This window comes from Micromonospora sp. NPDC005172 (assembly GCF_040608555.1).
Lineage (GTDB): Bacteria > Actinomycetota > Actinomycetes > Mycobacteriales > Micromonosporaceae > Micromonospora.
Genome location: NZ_JBEXIL010000020.1, coordinates 15,980 through 30,915 on the forward strand (window position 1 = coordinate 15,980; position 14,936 = coordinate 30,915).

Below are 14,936 nucleotides of genomic sequence, written 5' to 3' on the forward strand. Positions count from 1 at the left end.
GGACTTGTCGGCGACCCCGACACCGCGCCGATCCCCCGCCCGACGCCGGAGGAGAAACACCATGACAGTCCCCGCGCCGCGGGCCCGTCGACGAACGTCCATGCTCGGCCGCTCGCTGCCGTTGCTGCTCATCGTCGCGCTGCTCGCGCCGGTCGGCACGCTCTTCGCGTCCACCTGGCGACACACCGCCGACGACCGGAGCGTGGCCGAGCGGGAACGACTCGGCGTGGAGTACCTACGCGCCCTGGCCCCGGTCACCGAGACGCTGGTGGAGGCCCAGACCAGTGCCGTCGCCGGCCGCCCCGTCCCCGGGGAGCCTCTGACCCGCGCGGTCGAGCAGGCCGCCGCGGTGGACGCGCGCATCGGCGGAGAACTGCGCACGCAGGAACGGTGGGCCGGCCTGCGGGCCAAAGTGGAGGCGCTGCGCGATCGCAGCCCCGCCGACCCGGAAGCCGCCTACACCGCGTACGGCGAGGTCACCGACCTGCTGCTCGCCCTGCACCGCAAGGTCCGGGAGAGCTCGGGGCTGATCCGTGACCCCGGTGCCGACTCGTTCTTCCTGCAGGACAGCGCCGGCCAGGAACTGCCCGAGGCGGTGGTGGCCGCCGGCCGGCTCGCCGACCTGGGCACGCTCGCCGGCCGGCGACCGGCCGCCACGCGGCCCCGCACCCTCATGGAGCTGACCGGGCTGCGGGTGTCCGCCCTGTCGCCCGCGACCGACGTGGTCGACAACCTGCGCTCCGCCGTGGACAACTCGGAGAGCACCGACCTGGGGGCCAACGTGCTGACCCCGCTCGACGCCTACCAGCGGTCGGTGGAGGCGCTGGCCCTGTACTCGACGCCGAGCGCGTCCGGCACCGTCGACCAGGGCCAACTGGGGGCCACCGCGCTCAACTCGCGCAACGCCGCACGGCAGCTTCAGCCCGTCATCCTCGGTGAACTGGACACCCTGCTCACCGAACGGATCGACGGACTGACCCGGGACCGGTGGCTGGCCGTCGGGGCGGGCACGGTGGCCGCGCTGGTCCTGGCCTGGCTCGCCTGGCTGCTGGTCGCCGCCGGTCGGCGGGCAGGTCGGCGGGTCGCCACCCCGGACGCCGCGAGCCCGGTCGCCCCGCCGCCCGGCGACCCCTGGCAGCCGCCGGCCGCGACCGACACCCGGACGCTGCAACCGGTGGGCGCGGCCCACGAACCGGTCGCCGAGCAGTGGGGGCCCTTCGATGCTGCTCGCTAGGCTCCGGATCCGCGGGAAGCTCGCGCTGCTCGTGGTGATTCCCCTGCTGAGCATGGTCGGCCTCGCGGTGCCCGTCGTGCTCGACCGGGTGGCCGCCGCGCAACGCGCCGCCGACATCACCGACCAGGTACGGCTCGCCAGCCGGGTCGGCAGCCTCGTGCAGGACCTTCAGCAGGAGCGCATCCTGTCGATCGGCTTCCTCCTCGGCCAGGTCGAACGCTCCGACGTGACCCGCAAGGCGGCCGACGTCGACGACCGGGTGGCCGATCTGCGGGCCGACGGCGGCGACGCGATGACCGAGCAGGTCGACCACGCGCTCAACGGGGTGTCCAGGCTCGTCGACCTGCGCCGGGGGGTGCTGGCCCGAACCGCGAACCCGGGCCAGGTCATGGACGCCTTCGGGCCGGTCAACAGAGAGTTGATCGGGTCGCTCCGGCTGGTCTTCAGCGTGGACACCGAGACGTTGCCCGGCCGCCAGGTGCTCGCCCTAGACGGGCTGCTGCGCGCGGACGAGGGCATCGGCGCCTGCGCCACCCTGAGCATCCTGGTCAAGGCGATCGGTACTCCGGACACCACCGCCGGCTACGTGGCGTGCATCGCCGCACTCCAGGTCGACAACGCGCGCTTCCGCAGCCTGATCACTCCCGAACAGCTCAAGGTGGCTCAGCTCAACGACGCCGCGGTGGCCGCCCGTACCAGCCCCGACTTCCTGATCACCAGCGCCCGGGACCCGGCCGGCGCGGTCCGCGACGTGCCGATGGAGGCGCTCTTCCCGGCCGTCCGCACGATGATCCGGCTCGGCCAGTTCGTCGAGAAGAAGATCGTCGCCGATGTCCTCGCCGAGGTGAAGGCCGACCAGCGTCGGGCGCTCACCGCCGCGTACCTGGTGGGCGCGGCAGCGGCCCTGATCCTGGCGCTGGTAGTGCTGCTCAGCGCCGCGGTGGCGCGTACGGTGGCCCGACCGCTGACCCAGCTCACCCGCTCCGCCGACCGGGTCGCCCGGGTCGCGGAGGCGGAGTTGGTCCGGGTCACCGACGACGAGACGGAGCGCGTCCAGCCGGTCCGGTTGGAACCGGTGGTCATCCGGTCCAGCGACGAGATCGGTGAACTGGCCCGGGCATTCGACCGGGTGCAGAACACGGCGGCCCAACTCGTGGAGCGGCAGGTCGCCGGTCGGCGCAACGTGGCGCAGATGTTCGGGCACGTCGGACGGCGTACCCAGAACCTGGTGAGCCGGCAACTCGCGCTCATCGACCGGCTGGAGCAGCAGGAGGCCGACGCGGGCCGGCTGGAGCACCTGTACCGGCTCGACCACATCTCCAGCCGACTGCGGCGCAACGCCGGCAGCCTCGTGGTGCTCTCCGGCTCGGCCGGTGCCGACGCACACACCGCGCCCGTGCCGCTGGCCGACGTGGTCCGGCTGGCGCTCGGTGAGATCGAGGACTACACCCGCGTCGAGGTGCAGGTGCCGGCGGGCGTCGCCGCCGCACCGGCCATCGTCGGCGACCTCGTCCTGGCGCTCGCCGAGCTGATGGAGAACGCGACGGTCTTCTCCCCGCCGCACACCCGGGTCCTCGTGGCCGGCGAGACCGCCGGGCGGGGCGCCCGGATCACCGTGGTGGACCACGGCATCGGCATGAGCGAACAGCGGCTCGCCGAGGAGAACGCGCGGCTCACCCGGCGTGAACGTCTCGACCTCGCGCCGACCGAGGTGCTCGGCCTCTTCGTGGTGGGCCGGCTGGCCCGCCGGCACGGCTGGGAGGTGAGCCTCACCGCCACCGTGGGTGGCGGGGTGACGGCGCAGGTCGAGATCCCCCAGGCGTCGCTGGTGCTGCGTCGCGCCGACCGGGCCGGGGCGACGGTCGCCCGGGCCGCCGTACCGGACCGGGGCCGACGGCCGGCTCTCGACTCCGCCCGAGGAGCCCGCGCCCGGGGAGCCGTCGCGGCACCGGCCGTCACCGCACCGCCGGCCGCCGAGCCGGCCGTCGCCGAACCAGCCTTCGCCACACCGACCGCCGCCGCGCCGGCCGGGTTCGACACGGATCTGCTCAGCCGGGCCACCCGTAGCCTGGAATCCGGCGAGTCCTGGGACGCCTTCGGCGCTCGGGAGTCGGCCGACCCCGCCACGACCGCGCCCACGACACCGCAGCCCGCCCCCGTCGGACAGAGCACCGCCCCGGCGGGGGCGTCCGCCACTCCCCGCGTCCGGCAGCGGGTGCCCGGCGCGAGCCTTCCCGCCACCGCCGCGCCCACCCGACCGGTCGACGCCACCAGCGCCGACCCGGACGCTGCCCGCGCGCTGGTCGAGGCGTTCCAGTCCGGCGTACGCCGGGCCGAGTCGAGCGTCGCACCGGCCGCCGGCCGCCCCGCCGAGCACTGGTCGATGCGGACGGTCACCGAGCCGCCCGCCAGCGCGGGGCACACGGCGGCCGATCCCAGCGCTACCGTCGACCTGCCCGCCACCCCCGGAGGCCTCGGCCCTGCCGTGGCGGACACCGGCGGGACCGCCCACAGCCGTCCCCGGCTGAGCCGCCGGGTGCCCGGGGCGAACCTGACGGTCTCGCCGCCACACCGACCGGCCAGCCCGCAGCTCGGCGACCCGACCGAGGTGCGCGCCCTCATCACCGAGTTCGAGGCGGGCGTCGCCCGCGCTCTCCGCGAAGTCAGCCCAGATCGTCGGAACGAAGAAGGATCATCACGGTGACCAGCCCCTTCCTGCACGACAACGTCGACCAGACCCAGCCGGGCACCACCGGGGACCTCAGCCCCGAGGCCCGCACGTTCAACTGGCTGCTGGACTCCTTCACATCCAGCACCGCCGGGGTGCTGGAGGCGATCGCGGTCTCCTCGGACGGGCTGCTGATGGCCATGTCGGCCATCAAGGACCGCTCCAACGCGGAGCGCCTGGCCGCCGTGGTCTCCGGCATGACCAGCCTCGCCGGAGGCGCGGCCAGCTGGTACGCGCTCGGCGGCCTCAACCGGGTGATCGTCGACATGGCCGACGGGTACCTGCTGATCAGCGCCATCAGCAGCGGTTCCGTGCTCGGCGTCGTCGCCGACCGCTCGGCGAACCTGGGCACCGTCGCGTACGAGATGACCCTCTTCGCCGGGCGGGCCGGTGGCGCGCTCACCCCGCGACTGATCGCCGAGCTGAAGAACGCCGTTCAGCAGTGACTCCCGACGTCGCCGGCGAGGACCCGGACCCGGAGCCCGGGGTACGGATCCGCCCCTACCTGCGCACGCCGCACCCGGGTGGGGGCGGCGCGCCGGCGGCGCCGGAGCCGGAACCCGACGACGGCGTCCCGACCGGCCTGCGGCCGTTCGTGCTCACCGCCGGACGGGTGGCCGGCGCGGATCCGGCGATCGGGCTGGAGACACAGGTGACCCTGCGCCGGGACGGCACCCGCTGGACCGGCTCGCCCGTCGGCCTGCTGGCACCGGAGCTCCAGGCGATCATCGCGCTCTGCGCCGACCCGATCTCGGTGGCCGAACTCTCCGCCCGGACCCGGCTGCAATTCGGCGTGACCCGGGTGCTGGTGGGCGACCTGCGGGCCGCCGGGCACCTGGACGTGCACGCGACCGACGCGAACGACGCCCTCGACCCCGACCTCATCCTGCGAGTGATTGATGGACTTCGTGCGATCTCCTGAATGGCCGGGCGTCCCGATCGGGGGTCTCGCCGGCAACAGCGCCACCGCCCGCTACGGCACGGCATCGGGCGCCGCTCCGGTGTCCGGGCGCGTCGGCCCGCAGTCGCCGACCGGCCCGCCGCCGCCGTACCGGCCGCCGGCCGACACCGGACCGGTCAACCGGCCGCCGGCGGCGCCGCCCGTGCCGGTCAAGATCCTCATCGCGGGTGGTTTCGGGGTGGGCAAGACCACCACCGTCGGAGCGATCTCCGAGATCGCGCCGCTGACCACCGAGGCCGAGATGACCAGCGCCGGCATCGGCGTAGACGATCCGGGCATACGGTCGACCAAGACGACCACCACGGTGGCGATGGACTTCGGCTGTGTGACCATCGACCGCAGCCTGAAGCTCTACCTGTTCGGCACTCCGGGGCAGTCCCGGTTCGGCTTCATGTGGGACGACCTGGCTCGGGGCGCGCTCGGGGCGCTCGTGGTGGTCGACAGCGCACGACTGGACGACTGCTTCCCGGCGATCGACTTCTTCGAGCGGGCGGGGTTGCCGTTCGTGGTGGGGGTCAACGCGTTCGACGGGCGGCTGGCACTGGAACTCGGGGAGATCCGCTGGGCGCTGGCGATCGGTGACCACGTGCCCCTGGTGCAGTTCGACGCCCGGGACCGGCTTTCGGTGCGGGACGCCCTGCTGGTCGTCCTGGACCGCGCGTTGGACCGGGCCACCCGGGAGAGGAAGGCCTGAGCCGACCGGCTCCGGCCGTGGCGGGAAGGGGTGATGCTGGTGAGGGGCGACCTGGACGAGACGCTGGCCCGGTTGGCCCGGCGCGAGGAGGCGCTGCGCCGGCGGGCCAACGACCGTGACGACATCGCGCCACCGCCGGACCCGACCGCCGCGCCGGACGTCACCGTGGCGGGGCGCACCGCCGGGTCGGCCCGGCACGCGGAACGAGTCGACCCCGGCGACACCGCCGGTTGGGGACCGGTCGAGGAGGTCGCCGAGGCGGTACGCCAGGTCGTCGGCGCCCACCCCGGGCTGGCGGTGACCGTCCGCGTGGAGCACGACGGTCGGACGTACCCGCTGCGGGTGTCCTGGGACGGCCCGGACGTGACGGTCGGCCCGGAGCCGGCGGCGGCCCCGGTGGAACCCCCGCCGTCCTGGCCGCTGTCCGGTCGCACGGTGCCGGCGTGGGCGCCCGGCTCGGACGGGTTGACCCCGGACCCGGCAGCCCGCCTCGCGGAGCTGATCCGGCGCGACCCGTCCCTGCTCGACGAGCTGGATCCGCGTCGCTGATCACCGGGAGCGGCGGACGGCGGCTACGGTCGAGCGGTGGCCCAACCCGACCTGACCCTGACGGCGAGCCTGCGGCCCGCGGCGCTGGACGCTCGACGGGGCATCGTGCGCCTGCACCCGGAGGCGCTCACCGCGCTGGGCCTGCGCCCCGGCGCGCCGGTACGACTGGCGGGACGCCGGGAGACCGCCGGGATCGTCGCGGCGGCCGGGGCCGGCGCGAGCAGCGCGCTGCTCTATGCCGACGACCTCACGCTCGGCAACCTGGGTCTGCGGGACGGCGCTTCCGTGCGCGTCTCGCCGCTGCCGCTGATCCCGGCGGCTCGGGTCACCCTGGCCGGGCCGGTGGAGGTGGCGGCGGCGGTCAGCCCGGAGATGCTCCGGCTCGCCCTACTGGGCAAGGTGGTCACCGCCGGTGACGACGTGTCGCTGCTACCGCAGGACGTGCTACCGGACGCCTCGACGCGCAGCCTCGTCGAGGCGGCCCGGCGCAGCCTCGCCACCAGCGTCGGTTTCGCCTGGACGAGCACCCTGCTCACCGTTGTCGCGGTCGAGCCGTCGGCGGGGTCGCTGGTCACCATGGACACGGTGGTCGCCTGGGAGCACGGGCCGGCCACCCACGGTGAGCCACTACCGGCCCGGCAGCCCGGGACGGTCGACGCCGCACCGGAGACGGACGCGCCCGACGTGGACGAGTTGCCGGGGCTACGCGCCCAGGCGGAGGAGTTGAGCGAACTCCTCGACCTCGGCTTCCACCACCGGGAGGTGCTGGGCCGGCTGGGCACCACCATCTCGCTGGGCGTGCTGCTCTCCGGACCGGCCGGCTCGGGGAAGTCGGCGCTGGTCCGGGCGGTCGCCGCTCGGGTAGGTGCCCGCGTACACCCGCTCTGGGCGCCCGAGGTGGCTGCGCTGGCCGACCAGGCCGCCGCCGACCGGCTGCGCGCCGCGGCGGTTGCGGCGGTTGCCGGAGGGCCGGCGGTGCTGCTGGTCACCGACGTGGAGGCGCTGGCACCGGCGGACGAGCCCGGCCCGCTGGCCACGGTGTTCCGGCAGGTGCTCGCGGAGGTCGTCCGGGCGGGAGCCGCAGTTGTCTGCACGACCAGCCGGCCGGAGGCCGTCGACGTGGTACTGCGCGCACCGGACCTGCTGTCACTGCGGATCGGTGTCTCGCTGCCCGACGCGGCCCTGCGCCGCGAACAGCTCACCGTGCTGACCCGGCAGGTCCCGCTCGCCGACGACGTGCGCCTGGACGAGGTGGCCGGGCGTACCCCCGGTTTCGTCGCGGCGGACCTGGCCGCGCTGGTCCGGGAGGCCGGGGTACGCGCGGCACTGCGGCAGAAGTCGGCGACGACACCGACGGTGTCGATGGCCGACTTCACCGCCGCCCTGGAGGTGGTCCGGCCGACGACGATGGCCGCGTCCACGCTGGAGCTGGCGTCGGTGACGTTGGACGACGTGGGTGGCCTGGACGAGGTCAAGCAGACGCTGACCGAGTCGGTGCTGTGGCCGCTGACCTACCCGGACACCTTCGCCCGCCTCGGCGTGCAGCCACCGCGCGGCGTGCTGCTCTACGGGCCGCCCGGCTGCGGCAAGACGTACCTGGTCACCGCGCTCGCCGGCTCGGGCCGGGCGAACGTGCTCTCGGTCAAGGGTGCCGAGCTGCTGTCCAAGTGGGTGGGCGAGAGCGAACGCGCCGTCCGCGAACTGTTCCGCCGAGCCCGGGAGGCGGCACCGACGCTGATCTTCCTGGACGAGGTCGACGCGTTGGCCCCGGTACGCGGGCAGGCCACCGACGGCGGCACCACGGATCGGGTGGTCGCCGCGCTGCTCACCGAACTGGACGGGGTCGAGGCGCTGCGCAACGTGGTGGTGGTCGGGGCCACGAACCGGCCGGACCTCGTGGACCCGGCGCTGCTGCGACCGGGCCGGCTGGGGCGGCTGGTCTACGTCCCGCCACCGGACGGGCCGGCCCGCGCCCAGATCCTGCGGGCCGCGTCCAAGCACGTCCCGCTGGCGCCGGACGTCGACCTGGCGGCTCTCGGCGAGGAGCTGACCGGCTTCTCGGCGGCGGACTGCGCCGCGGTGGTCCGGGAGGCGGCCCTCGCGGCGATGCGGGAGTCACTGGCCGCCGCCACCGTCACCGCCGCGCACGTGGCGACCGCGCGAGAGCGCGTCCGCCCGTCCCTGGACCCGGACCAGGTCGCCTGGCTGGCCGCGTACGCCACCCGACGGGAATGATCACCGCCTCCAACCTTTTGTCGTACGCGGAGCGTTACCAGGGCGACACGTTCCCCAGTGGAGAGATCCACTCGACGACAGGCGGTGTTCCCCTTGCGCAGGCTGCTCTCTCTTCTCGCCGTCCCGCTCGTGGCGGTGGCCACCCTCAGCACGGCCGGCTCGGTGGCGACCGCCCACCCGACGGCGGCGTTCCCGTCCCGGATCGCCCTACCCGACGGGTTCAGCCCGGAGGGGCTGACGATCGGCCGGGGCACCACCGTCTACGTCGGGTCGGTCGGCAACGGCGCGGTCTGGCGGGGTGACCTCCGGACCGGACACGGCTCGATGTTCATCGCGGGCGCCCCCGGGCAGCAGAAGGCCGGCCTCAAACTCGACCCCCAGGGCCGCCTGTGGACCGCCGACTTCTCCGCCGGCACGGCCAGCGTCCACGACGGGGTGACAGGCGCTCTCCTGGCCCGCTACCAGCTCACCGACGAGCCGGGCCGCATCGTCAACGACCTCGTGGTCACCAGGAACGCCGTCTACCTCACCGATTCGGCCCTTCCGGTGCTGTACGTCGTACCGCTGCTCCCGGGTGGTCGGCTGTCTCCCGCCACCGCCGCCCGGATACTGCCGCTCACCGGGCCGGCCGCGTCACCCGACGCGTTCAACAACGGGATCGTGGCGCTGCCCGACGGGGACCTGCTGGTCGCACAGATGGTGGCCGGCCGGCTGGTACGCGTCGACCCGCGCACCGGCGCGAGCCGTGTCGTCGACCTCGGCGGCTACTCGGTGGACCGGGCCGACGGGCTGGTGCTGCGCGGTCGCACCCTCTACGTGATCCGGAACCTGAGCAACGTCGTCGCGGTCGTCGAGTTGAACGCCGACCGAACCGCCGGGGTGGTCCGGCGGGAGATCACCAGCCCGGCGCTGCGGTCACCGGCGACCGGCGACCTGCTCGGTTCGGCGTTGTACGTGGTGAACAGCCGGTTCGACGTCGAGCCCGCCCCGACCGTCGACTACGACGTCGTACGACTGCCGGCCTGACGGGTGGGTGGGCGGTGACCCCGGTCGGGTCGCCGCCCACCCGCCCAGCACGAGTCAAACGGTGGGCAAAAGCGGGCCGAGCCGGCGGAGCCCACCCGTTCCAGGGCACCGCCGACGGCGTCAGCGCCGGACGCCAGCGTCACTCGTCCTCCTCGCGACGACGGCGCACCACGGGCCGGCGCGGCACTTCCGAACCCCGCCGGACGGGCGGTCGCGGCCGCTGCGGCTCCTCACGTGGCTGCGGGCGGCGGGCCCGCTCCGGAGCGCGACGGCGGGGTGCCGGAGGGGGCTCCTCGTCGGACTCGTCGTCCGCGTACCCCTCGTCGTAGCCGTCCTCGTACGCCTCGTACTCCTCGTCGTACTCCGGTTCGGCCGGTCGCCGTGGTGGGCGCTGGCGCTGGCGTCCTGCGGGCCGGCGGCGCGGTTGCTCCTCGGCGGGCCCCTCGTCGTACTCCTCGTCCTCGGGCTCGCCGCGCTCCTGCTGCTCCCGCTCCTCACGCAGGCCCGTCTCGTGGTCCTTGACCACCTGGGAGTCGCGGATCTCGCCGCGCCAGCCCTCGACCTGGTCCGGGTCGAGGGCCACCTCGGTCATCACGTGTCGGACGAAGTGCTTCAACTCCAGCCGTACGCGCCGACCCTGGGCCCGCCACAGGTTGCCGGTGTGCTCGAAGAGACCCTGCGGGTGGTACTCGAGCACCACCAGGATGCGGGTCAGGTCCGGGGTCACCTCGTGGAAACTCACGGTGCCGTCGACGGACCCCTTCTCGCCCTTGGACCGCCAGTGGATGAGCTTGTCCGGCACCTGGCGGACGATCGTCGACTCCCAGGTCCGGTGCGACCAGAAGACCTGCGCCTTCCAGGTCATCTTCTCGGGCCCGTCGTTCTCGGCCTGCTCGACCTTGTTCATGAAGCTCGGGAAGTCGCCGAACTGCGTCCACTGGTTGTACGCGGCCCGCACCGGCACACCGACCTCGATCGTCTCGACGATGTTGGTGACCTTCTGCTTCTTGCCGCCCTTACCGCCCTTACCGCCCTTACCGCCCACGCGGCCGAGAGCCGACATCACCTTCTCCTTACCGCCGGCCACGCCGGCGTGCAGCATCGCCTTGACCGGTGAGCCGCCCTCGGCCAGCTTCTGCGCTCCGGTGGCGGCGGCGATCAGGCCAGGCCCACCGCCCTGACGCGCGTACTCGCTCAGGCGGCCGGTCGCGCCGGTGAGCCGATCCGTCACCACGCTCACCGCGCGTTCGCCGATCGCGCCGGCGAGGTTGCGCACCTCATCGGCCAGCGGGCCGCGGATCTTGCCGCCGAGGCCGCCCGGGTTGCTGTTTCCGGCCATGGTCACCGCCCCCGCCGCTGCCCGGTCGCCGCATCGCCCCGGTTGTTCGCGGTGTCGCGGTCGCCATTGCCGCCCTGGTTCCCGTTGCCGCCCTGGTTCCCGTTACCGCCCGGGTTGCGGTCACCGCCCGGGTTGCCGTTGCCGCGCTGGTTGCCATCGCCGCCCTGCTTGCCGGTGCGGCGGCGCAGCGCATCGGCGGAACCGCGCAGCCGGCCGGTGAGCGCGTCGACGCCGCTGCCGGCCGCGGCGGTCGCGGCGGACCGACCGGCGTTGACAAGCGGTCCTCCGAGCCGGCTGAGGCTACTGAGCTGTGGGGACGATTGGAGCAGGGCACCACCCCGCCTCAGCAGACCGCCCGGGTCGCGGCTCGCGCGACCCGCAGCCACAGCGGCCGCCAGGGTCAGCGCGGTACGCAGTTTGCGACGACGGCCCAGCACGTAGCCGAAGCCCACGGCCAGTCCGATTCGTGTTCCGGTCTTCATCAGGTCTCCCTCGCTCCCCGGCGGGTCCGGGACGTCTGCCCGCTCAGGGGCGAAGGAGGGTGACCGGGGAGAAGCGCAAACCACACCCTCGATCAGACGTCCCGTATTTGCGGACCCGGCGGGCAGTACCCGACGGAATTGCCGTGAAACCGTCCGGACGATTTCGACCGACAACCGGTCAGCGGCATTCGGAGAATCGGAACCGGATGGCACAGACGGGACAACAGGGAGGTTCTGAGCAGGGAAGACACTGGATAAGCGAAAGAGAAGAGACCCAGTCACAAAGCCGGTGGCGTGGAATCCAGGCAGATCTCGGCGTGCACCTTTCCGTTGTCCTCGCGCAGTTTCGCACCGCACTTTTCGAGGACGGCGAGCGCGCCAATATTGTCGGACGTCGTCTCGGCGACCACCGCACGCATGCCGACGCGGGCGGCGACATTGAGCAATTCGCGCAGGGCGGCCGCGCCGATCCCCTGCCCGCGCGCCGAGAGGCCGAGCCACATGCCGGTCTCCACCGTGCCCGGCTCGTCACAACGCGTCATCCGGATCATCCCCACCACCTCGCCGCCGACGAGGATCGCGTACATCTGGGAGCCGGTCGGGCCATCCAGGCCGGCGAAGCTCGCCCGGTGGAACTCACGGAAGGCTTCCCGGCGGGCGAGCGACCAGCCGGCGGGCGCTTCGACGGGGGGCATCACCTCGCCCGGCTCGGCCTCCGCAGCCGCTACGGAGAGCAACGGCTCCAGATTCCGCTCGTCCACCGGCTCCAGCCGGACCGCACCCGCCACGTGCCGCAGTCTGCCGGCCCCATCGGCCGAAGTCCACCCCATTCGGCATCGGATGGCGGTCCGGCTACGGGTACCGGCCGGTCGGGCGGTTCGGGTGTCTTTCCTCACGCTCCGTCGTCATCTGGCCTATGGGACGACCGACCCGAACTCGCAGAACACCACCGAGGCGTCGTCGCTCGGCTTGTGCCGGCGGAGCCGGTCGGAATGGTCGCGTTCGGCGTCCCGCACCCTGCTGAGCAGCGCGGCCGGACCCTCGGCGCTCAGCAGGTCCAGCAGTCCGGCCCAGTCGGTCAGCCCGAACTGCTCGACGAGACTGGACGCGCCGTCGCTGAGCAGCGCCGCCCGGCGCAGGGCCGCCGAACCTCGCCGCGGCGCTGTCCCGGTCACCGCGTGGAACGCCGCGTCCGGGTCGGCCGCCGCGACCCAGTAGCCGTGGGTACGGTTCATCCGCTCCCGCTGGACGCCCACCGCGTGCCGGAAACGCTCGACCGGGTCCGACGCGCCCGCCGGCACGGTGGCCAGGGTCTGTCGCAGCTCGGCCATCGCGGTGTCCAGCCGGTCGTCGGTCACCACGCTCACCTGACCGCCCACGTCCAGCACCAGCGGGCTGTCGCAGAGCACCAGGTGGTCCACCTGGTCGCCGCAGTCACGCAGCAGGCACACGGTGCTGGACGGTGTGCCCGGATGGTCCAGGTCGCACTGCCCACCGTGGTCGGCGCGGACGGCGAGGATGGCGGCGGCCAGGTTGCTGGTCAGGCGGGCCGCCGGACGAGCCGCCTCCGCCACCGCGAGCCGGGCGGCCAGGTGTTGGACGTACCACGCCGGTCCATGGACGCAGCCGGTATCGAAGCCGTCCGGCACGGTCGCGCCGTCCAGGACACCGACCAGCGGACCGAACTGGAAGACCAGGTCCTCGTTGACCGGCCGGCCCGGGGCCGGCGCGGACGCGGTGCGTACCCGCATCATCGACGCCGGCCCCGGCACATCAGCGCTGCCGAAGGTCGTCGGCGGCCGCATGCGCCTGTCCCTGCACCTGACCGGCGGCCGAGCGACCCTGGTCGCGTACCGTGGACATCCCCTGCTGGGCGCTGGACCGCACCGACTGGGCCGCCTGCTGCGCGGGCTCCCGGAGGTTGTCCTGGACCTGGTGGCCGACCTGGCTCGCCTGCTGACGCAGTTCACCCGAATGCTCACTCACCATGTCCCGCGCCCGGCCGGCGAGTTGCCGTTCACGCCCGCTCGGCGGAACGAGCGAGGCAGCCAGCAGGCCGACGCCGAAGGCGACCAGCCCGGCGGCCAGCGGATTGCCCTGCGCCTGCGCGCGGGACTGCTGCCCGAGCGACCGGGTCTCGTCGCGTACGGAGCCTGCGGCGTGCGACATCCGCTGGCCGGTCTCCTGCCCCAGATGGTTCGAGCTGCCCATCATCTTCTCCTTCGCTCGGGTGAGCGCGCCGCGAGCCTGCCCGACGCTGTCACCGGCGATCCGACGCGGGTTGACCTTGTCGGCCAGGGCGTCGACGTCACTGCTCAACTCGTTGCGGGTGGTCTCGATCTCCCGCCGGATCCGATCCGGATCACTGGACATGGTCTGCTCCCTACCGACTCGGTCACCGGCCCCGCAGGGCGTCCGGCAACTCGCGGGCGGTCTGCTTCGTCCGAGGTAGTACCGCGCGTGCCCGCTTCAGCTGGGCCCGTGCGTTGAGGAAGAGTCCACCGGCGACAGCGGCCCAGACAATCGCGACGATCAACGCCGCCCAGCCCTGGTCCATCGTGTTGGACAGTCCCCACCACGCGGCGTACGACACGAAGAGGACCGCCAGGAACCCGGCGAGCCCGGCACCGCCGAACATACCGCCGGCCTTGCCCGCCTGGCTGACCTCCTCGCGCAGCTCGGCCTTGGCCAGCTCGACCTCCTTGCGCACCAGGGTGGACATGTCCCTGGTCACGTCGCCGAGGAGGTCACCGACCGATGCCTGGGTCCGCTCCTTCTCGGGGGCGCTCACGGCGCCACCCCGCCGGGCAGATCCCCCTGCGGACGACCGGCGGGCGAGACGTTCTGCGCCCGCGCCGCCCCCACGTACGGCTGCGCCTGCCCGGTCTCCGCCGGTGCGCCCTGCGGGGCGGCCGGCTGGGCACTCGGCGTGCCTGCGCTCCCGCCGTTGCCGGAGGACGATCCGGTCAGCCCACGGGTGAGCCGTCCGACCAGAAGTCCGGCCACCGCCGCGCCGGCCAGGAAGGTCCCCGGGTGACTCCGCGCGTAGGTGCGGACATCGTCGAGCACCTCGCCGGGCTCGCGCTCGTCGAGCCAGCCGGCGGCCTGCTGGGCGGCGTCGGCCACCCGGCGCACCGCCTGACCGGCCAGCCCGGAATCGCCGTCACGCTCGGCCATCGATCCCAGTTCGCGACCGATGTCGCGGAGACCGTCGGCGGCCCGCCGCTGCTGCGTCTGCGCCTGTTCCCGAAGCTGTCCGCCGGCCTGGCCGGTCAACTGCCGGGCCTGTCGGCGCGCCTCGGCGGCCACCTGCCCGCCCTGCTCGGCGGCGGTGTGGGCGACCTGCCCTCCGGCCTGCGTGGCCTGGTGGCCGACGCGGGACGCCTCCTGCCGGGCCTGCTGCCCCCTACCGCTCTGATTCGTTGCCGTCATGCTCCGCTCCCCTCCTGGGTGCTCGGTCGCCTGGCGACCCCGGAACACCCGTCGCCTACCCGCCCAAGCGGCCGACATGCGAACCGGTAGCTGTGCTGGCCTGGCAAGCGCACCCAATGAGGCCAACCCACCGCATCGGAGGCAGCACGATCGGTAGCGTCAGCAGCGGTCATTTCCGGAGTCTTCGGACGACCGGACGCGGCAGGAACGGTGTATGCGGCGGATCGCGGACGGCGGCGGCGGAACCGCGCAGACC

15 protein-coding genes are annotated in these 14,936 nt (G+C 73.7%); 8 read left to right on the forward strand and 7 right to left on the reverse strand.

From position 1 onward, the window contains the following. Window positions 1-61 precede the first annotated feature (61 nt). The 8 genes from ABZV06_RS16180 (at window position 62) to ABZV06_RS16215 (ending at window position 9,427) form a co-directional block, all read left to right on the forward strand. Window positions 62-1,234, forward strand: coding sequence for a hypothetical protein (locus tag ABZV06_RS16180; RefSeq protein WP_355242467.1), 1,173 nt, complete (start codon window positions 62-64; stop codon window positions 1,232-1,234). Further along, window positions 1,221-3,938 carry a nitrate- and nitrite sensing domain-containing protein gene (locus tag ABZV06_RS16185; RefSeq protein ID WP_355242464.1) on the forward strand — a complete coding sequence of 906 codons (2,718 nt, stop codon included), beginning with the start codon at window positions 1,221-1,223 and terminating at the stop codon, window positions 3,936-3,938. Before ABZV06_RS16180 ends, ABZV06_RS16185 begins: the two co-directional genes overlap by 14 nt. Further along, a complete protein-coding gene (locus ABZV06_RS16190) occupies window positions 3,935-4,408 on the forward strand; it encodes a roadblock/LC7 domain-containing protein (protein WP_355242461.1) in 474 nt (157 codons plus the stop codon). The genes ABZV06_RS16185 and ABZV06_RS16190 overlap by 4 nt, the downstream gene beginning before the upstream one ends. Next, window positions 4,405-4,884, forward strand: coding sequence for a DUF742 domain-containing protein (locus tag ABZV06_RS16195; RefSeq protein WP_355622104.1), 480 nt, complete (start codon window positions 4,405-4,407; stop codon window positions 4,882-4,884). Before ABZV06_RS16190 ends, ABZV06_RS16195 begins: the two co-directional genes overlap by 4 nt. Beyond that, on the forward strand, window positions 4,862-5,617 hold the full coding sequence (locus ABZV06_RS16200; RefSeq protein ID WP_355242455.1) for an ATP/GTP-binding protein: 756 nt from the start codon (window positions 4,862-4,864) through the stop codon (window positions 5,615-5,617). Before ABZV06_RS16195 ends, ABZV06_RS16200 begins: the two co-directional genes overlap by 23 nt. A gap of 39 nt (window positions 5,618-5,656) precedes the next feature. Further along, complete coding sequence (locus tag ABZV06_RS16205) at window positions 5,657-6,166, forward strand: hypothetical protein (RefSeq protein ID WP_355242452.1); 510 nt, start codon at window positions 5,657-5,659, stop codon at window positions 6,164-6,166. Window positions 6,167-6,202: 36 nt separating this feature from the next. Beyond that, a complete protein-coding gene (locus ABZV06_RS16210; protein ID WP_355622112.1) occupies window positions 6,203-8,401 on the forward strand; it encodes an AAA family ATPase in 2,199 nt (732 codons plus the stop codon). A 93-nt stretch (window positions 8,402-8,494) separates the two neighbouring features. Beyond that, the gene (locus ABZV06_RS16215; RefSeq protein ID WP_355622115.1) at window positions 8,495-9,427 is read left to right on the forward strand and encodes a superoxide dismutase; all 933 of its coding nucleotides are present in this window, start codon (window positions 8,495-8,497) and stop codon (window positions 9,425-9,427) included. 139 nt (window positions 9,428-9,566) lie between these two features. On the opposite strand, the gene ABZV06_RS16220 is transcribed toward ABZV06_RS16215, so the two are convergent. The 7 genes from ABZV06_RS16220 to ABZV06_RS16250 all read right to left on the reverse strand — a co-directional run bounded on the left by ABZV06_RS16220 (window position 9,567) and on the right by ABZV06_RS16250 (window position 14,680). Continuing rightward, on the reverse strand, window positions 9,567-10,766 hold the full coding sequence (locus ABZV06_RS16220) for an SRPBCC family protein (protein ID WP_355622118.1): 1,200 nt from the start codon (window positions 10,764-10,766) through the stop codon (window positions 9,567-9,569). A 2-nt stretch (window positions 10,767-10,768) separates the two neighbouring features. Then, window positions 10,769-11,248 (reverse strand): hypothetical protein, encoded by a 480-nt coding sequence (locus ABZV06_RS16225; RefSeq protein ID WP_355622121.1) that lies wholly within the window; start codon window positions 11,246-11,248, stop codon window positions 10,769-10,771. Window positions 11,249-11,526: 278 nt separating this feature from the next. Next, a complete protein-coding gene (locus ABZV06_RS16230) occupies window positions 11,527-12,036 on the reverse strand; it encodes a GNAT family N-acetyltransferase (protein ID WP_355622124.1) in 510 nt (169 codons plus the stop codon). Between the two features lie 126 nt (window positions 12,037-12,162). After that, window positions 12,163-13,053 (reverse strand): hypothetical protein, encoded by an 891-nt coding sequence (locus ABZV06_RS16235; protein ID WP_355622126.1) that lies wholly within the window; start codon window positions 13,051-13,053, stop codon window positions 12,163-12,165. Further along, the gene (locus tag ABZV06_RS16240) at window positions 13,022-13,621 is read right to left on the reverse strand and encodes a DUF3618 domain-containing protein (RefSeq protein WP_355622129.1); all 600 of its coding nucleotides are present in this window, start codon (window positions 13,619-13,621) and stop codon (window positions 13,022-13,024) included. The genes ABZV06_RS16235 and ABZV06_RS16240 overlap by 32 nt, the downstream gene beginning before the upstream one ends. Before the next feature lie 22 nt (window positions 13,622-13,643). Next, window positions 13,644-14,039 carry a phage holin family protein gene (locus ABZV06_RS16245; RefSeq protein ID WP_355622131.1) on the reverse strand — a complete coding sequence of 132 codons (396 nt, stop codon included), beginning with the start codon at window positions 14,037-14,039 and terminating at the stop codon, window positions 13,644-13,646. After that, window positions 14,036-14,680, reverse strand: coding sequence for a hypothetical protein (locus ABZV06_RS16250; RefSeq protein ID WP_355242425.1), 645 nt, complete (start codon window positions 14,678-14,680; stop codon window positions 14,036-14,038). The genes ABZV06_RS16245 and ABZV06_RS16250 overlap by 4 nt, the downstream gene beginning before the upstream one ends. Window positions 14,681-14,936: the final 256 nt, after the last annotated feature.

What these genes read in the sequence shown, in the direction of transcription:
- ABZV06_RS16240 (WP_355622129.1), bottom strand. Translation starts at nt 13,621, where the DNA reads ATGTCCAGTGATCCGGATCGGATCCGGCGGGAGATCGAGACCACCCGC.
- ABZV06_RS16235 (WP_355622126.1), bottom strand. Translation starts at nt 13,053, where the DNA reads ATGCGGCCGCCGACGACCTTCGGCAGCGCTGATGTGCCGGGGCCGGCG.
- ABZV06_RS16180 (WP_355242467.1), top strand. Translation starts at nt 62, where the DNA reads ATGACAGTCCCCGCGCCGCGGGCCCGTCGACGAACGTCCATGCTCGGC.
- ABZV06_RS16185 (WP_355242464.1), top strand. Translation starts at nt 1,221, where the DNA reads ATGCTGCTCGCTAGGCTCCGGATCCGCGGGAAGCTCGCGCTGCTCGTG.
- ABZV06_RS16200 (WP_355242455.1), top strand. Translation starts at nt 4,862, where the DNA reads ATGGACTTCGTGCGATCTCCTGAATGGCCGGGCGTCCCGATCGGGGGT.
- ABZV06_RS16250 (WP_355242425.1), bottom strand. Translation starts at nt 14,680, where the DNA reads ATGACGGCAACGAATCAGAGCGGTAGGGGGCAGCAGGCCCGGCAGGAG.
- ABZV06_RS16220 (WP_355622118.1), bottom strand. Translation starts at nt 10,766, where the DNA reads ATGGCCGGAAACAGCAACCCGGGCGGCCTCGGCGGCAAGATCCGCGGC.
- ABZV06_RS16225 (WP_355622121.1), bottom strand. Translation starts at nt 11,248, where the DNA reads ATGAAGACCGGAACACGAATCGGACTGGCCGTGGGCTTCGGCTACGTG.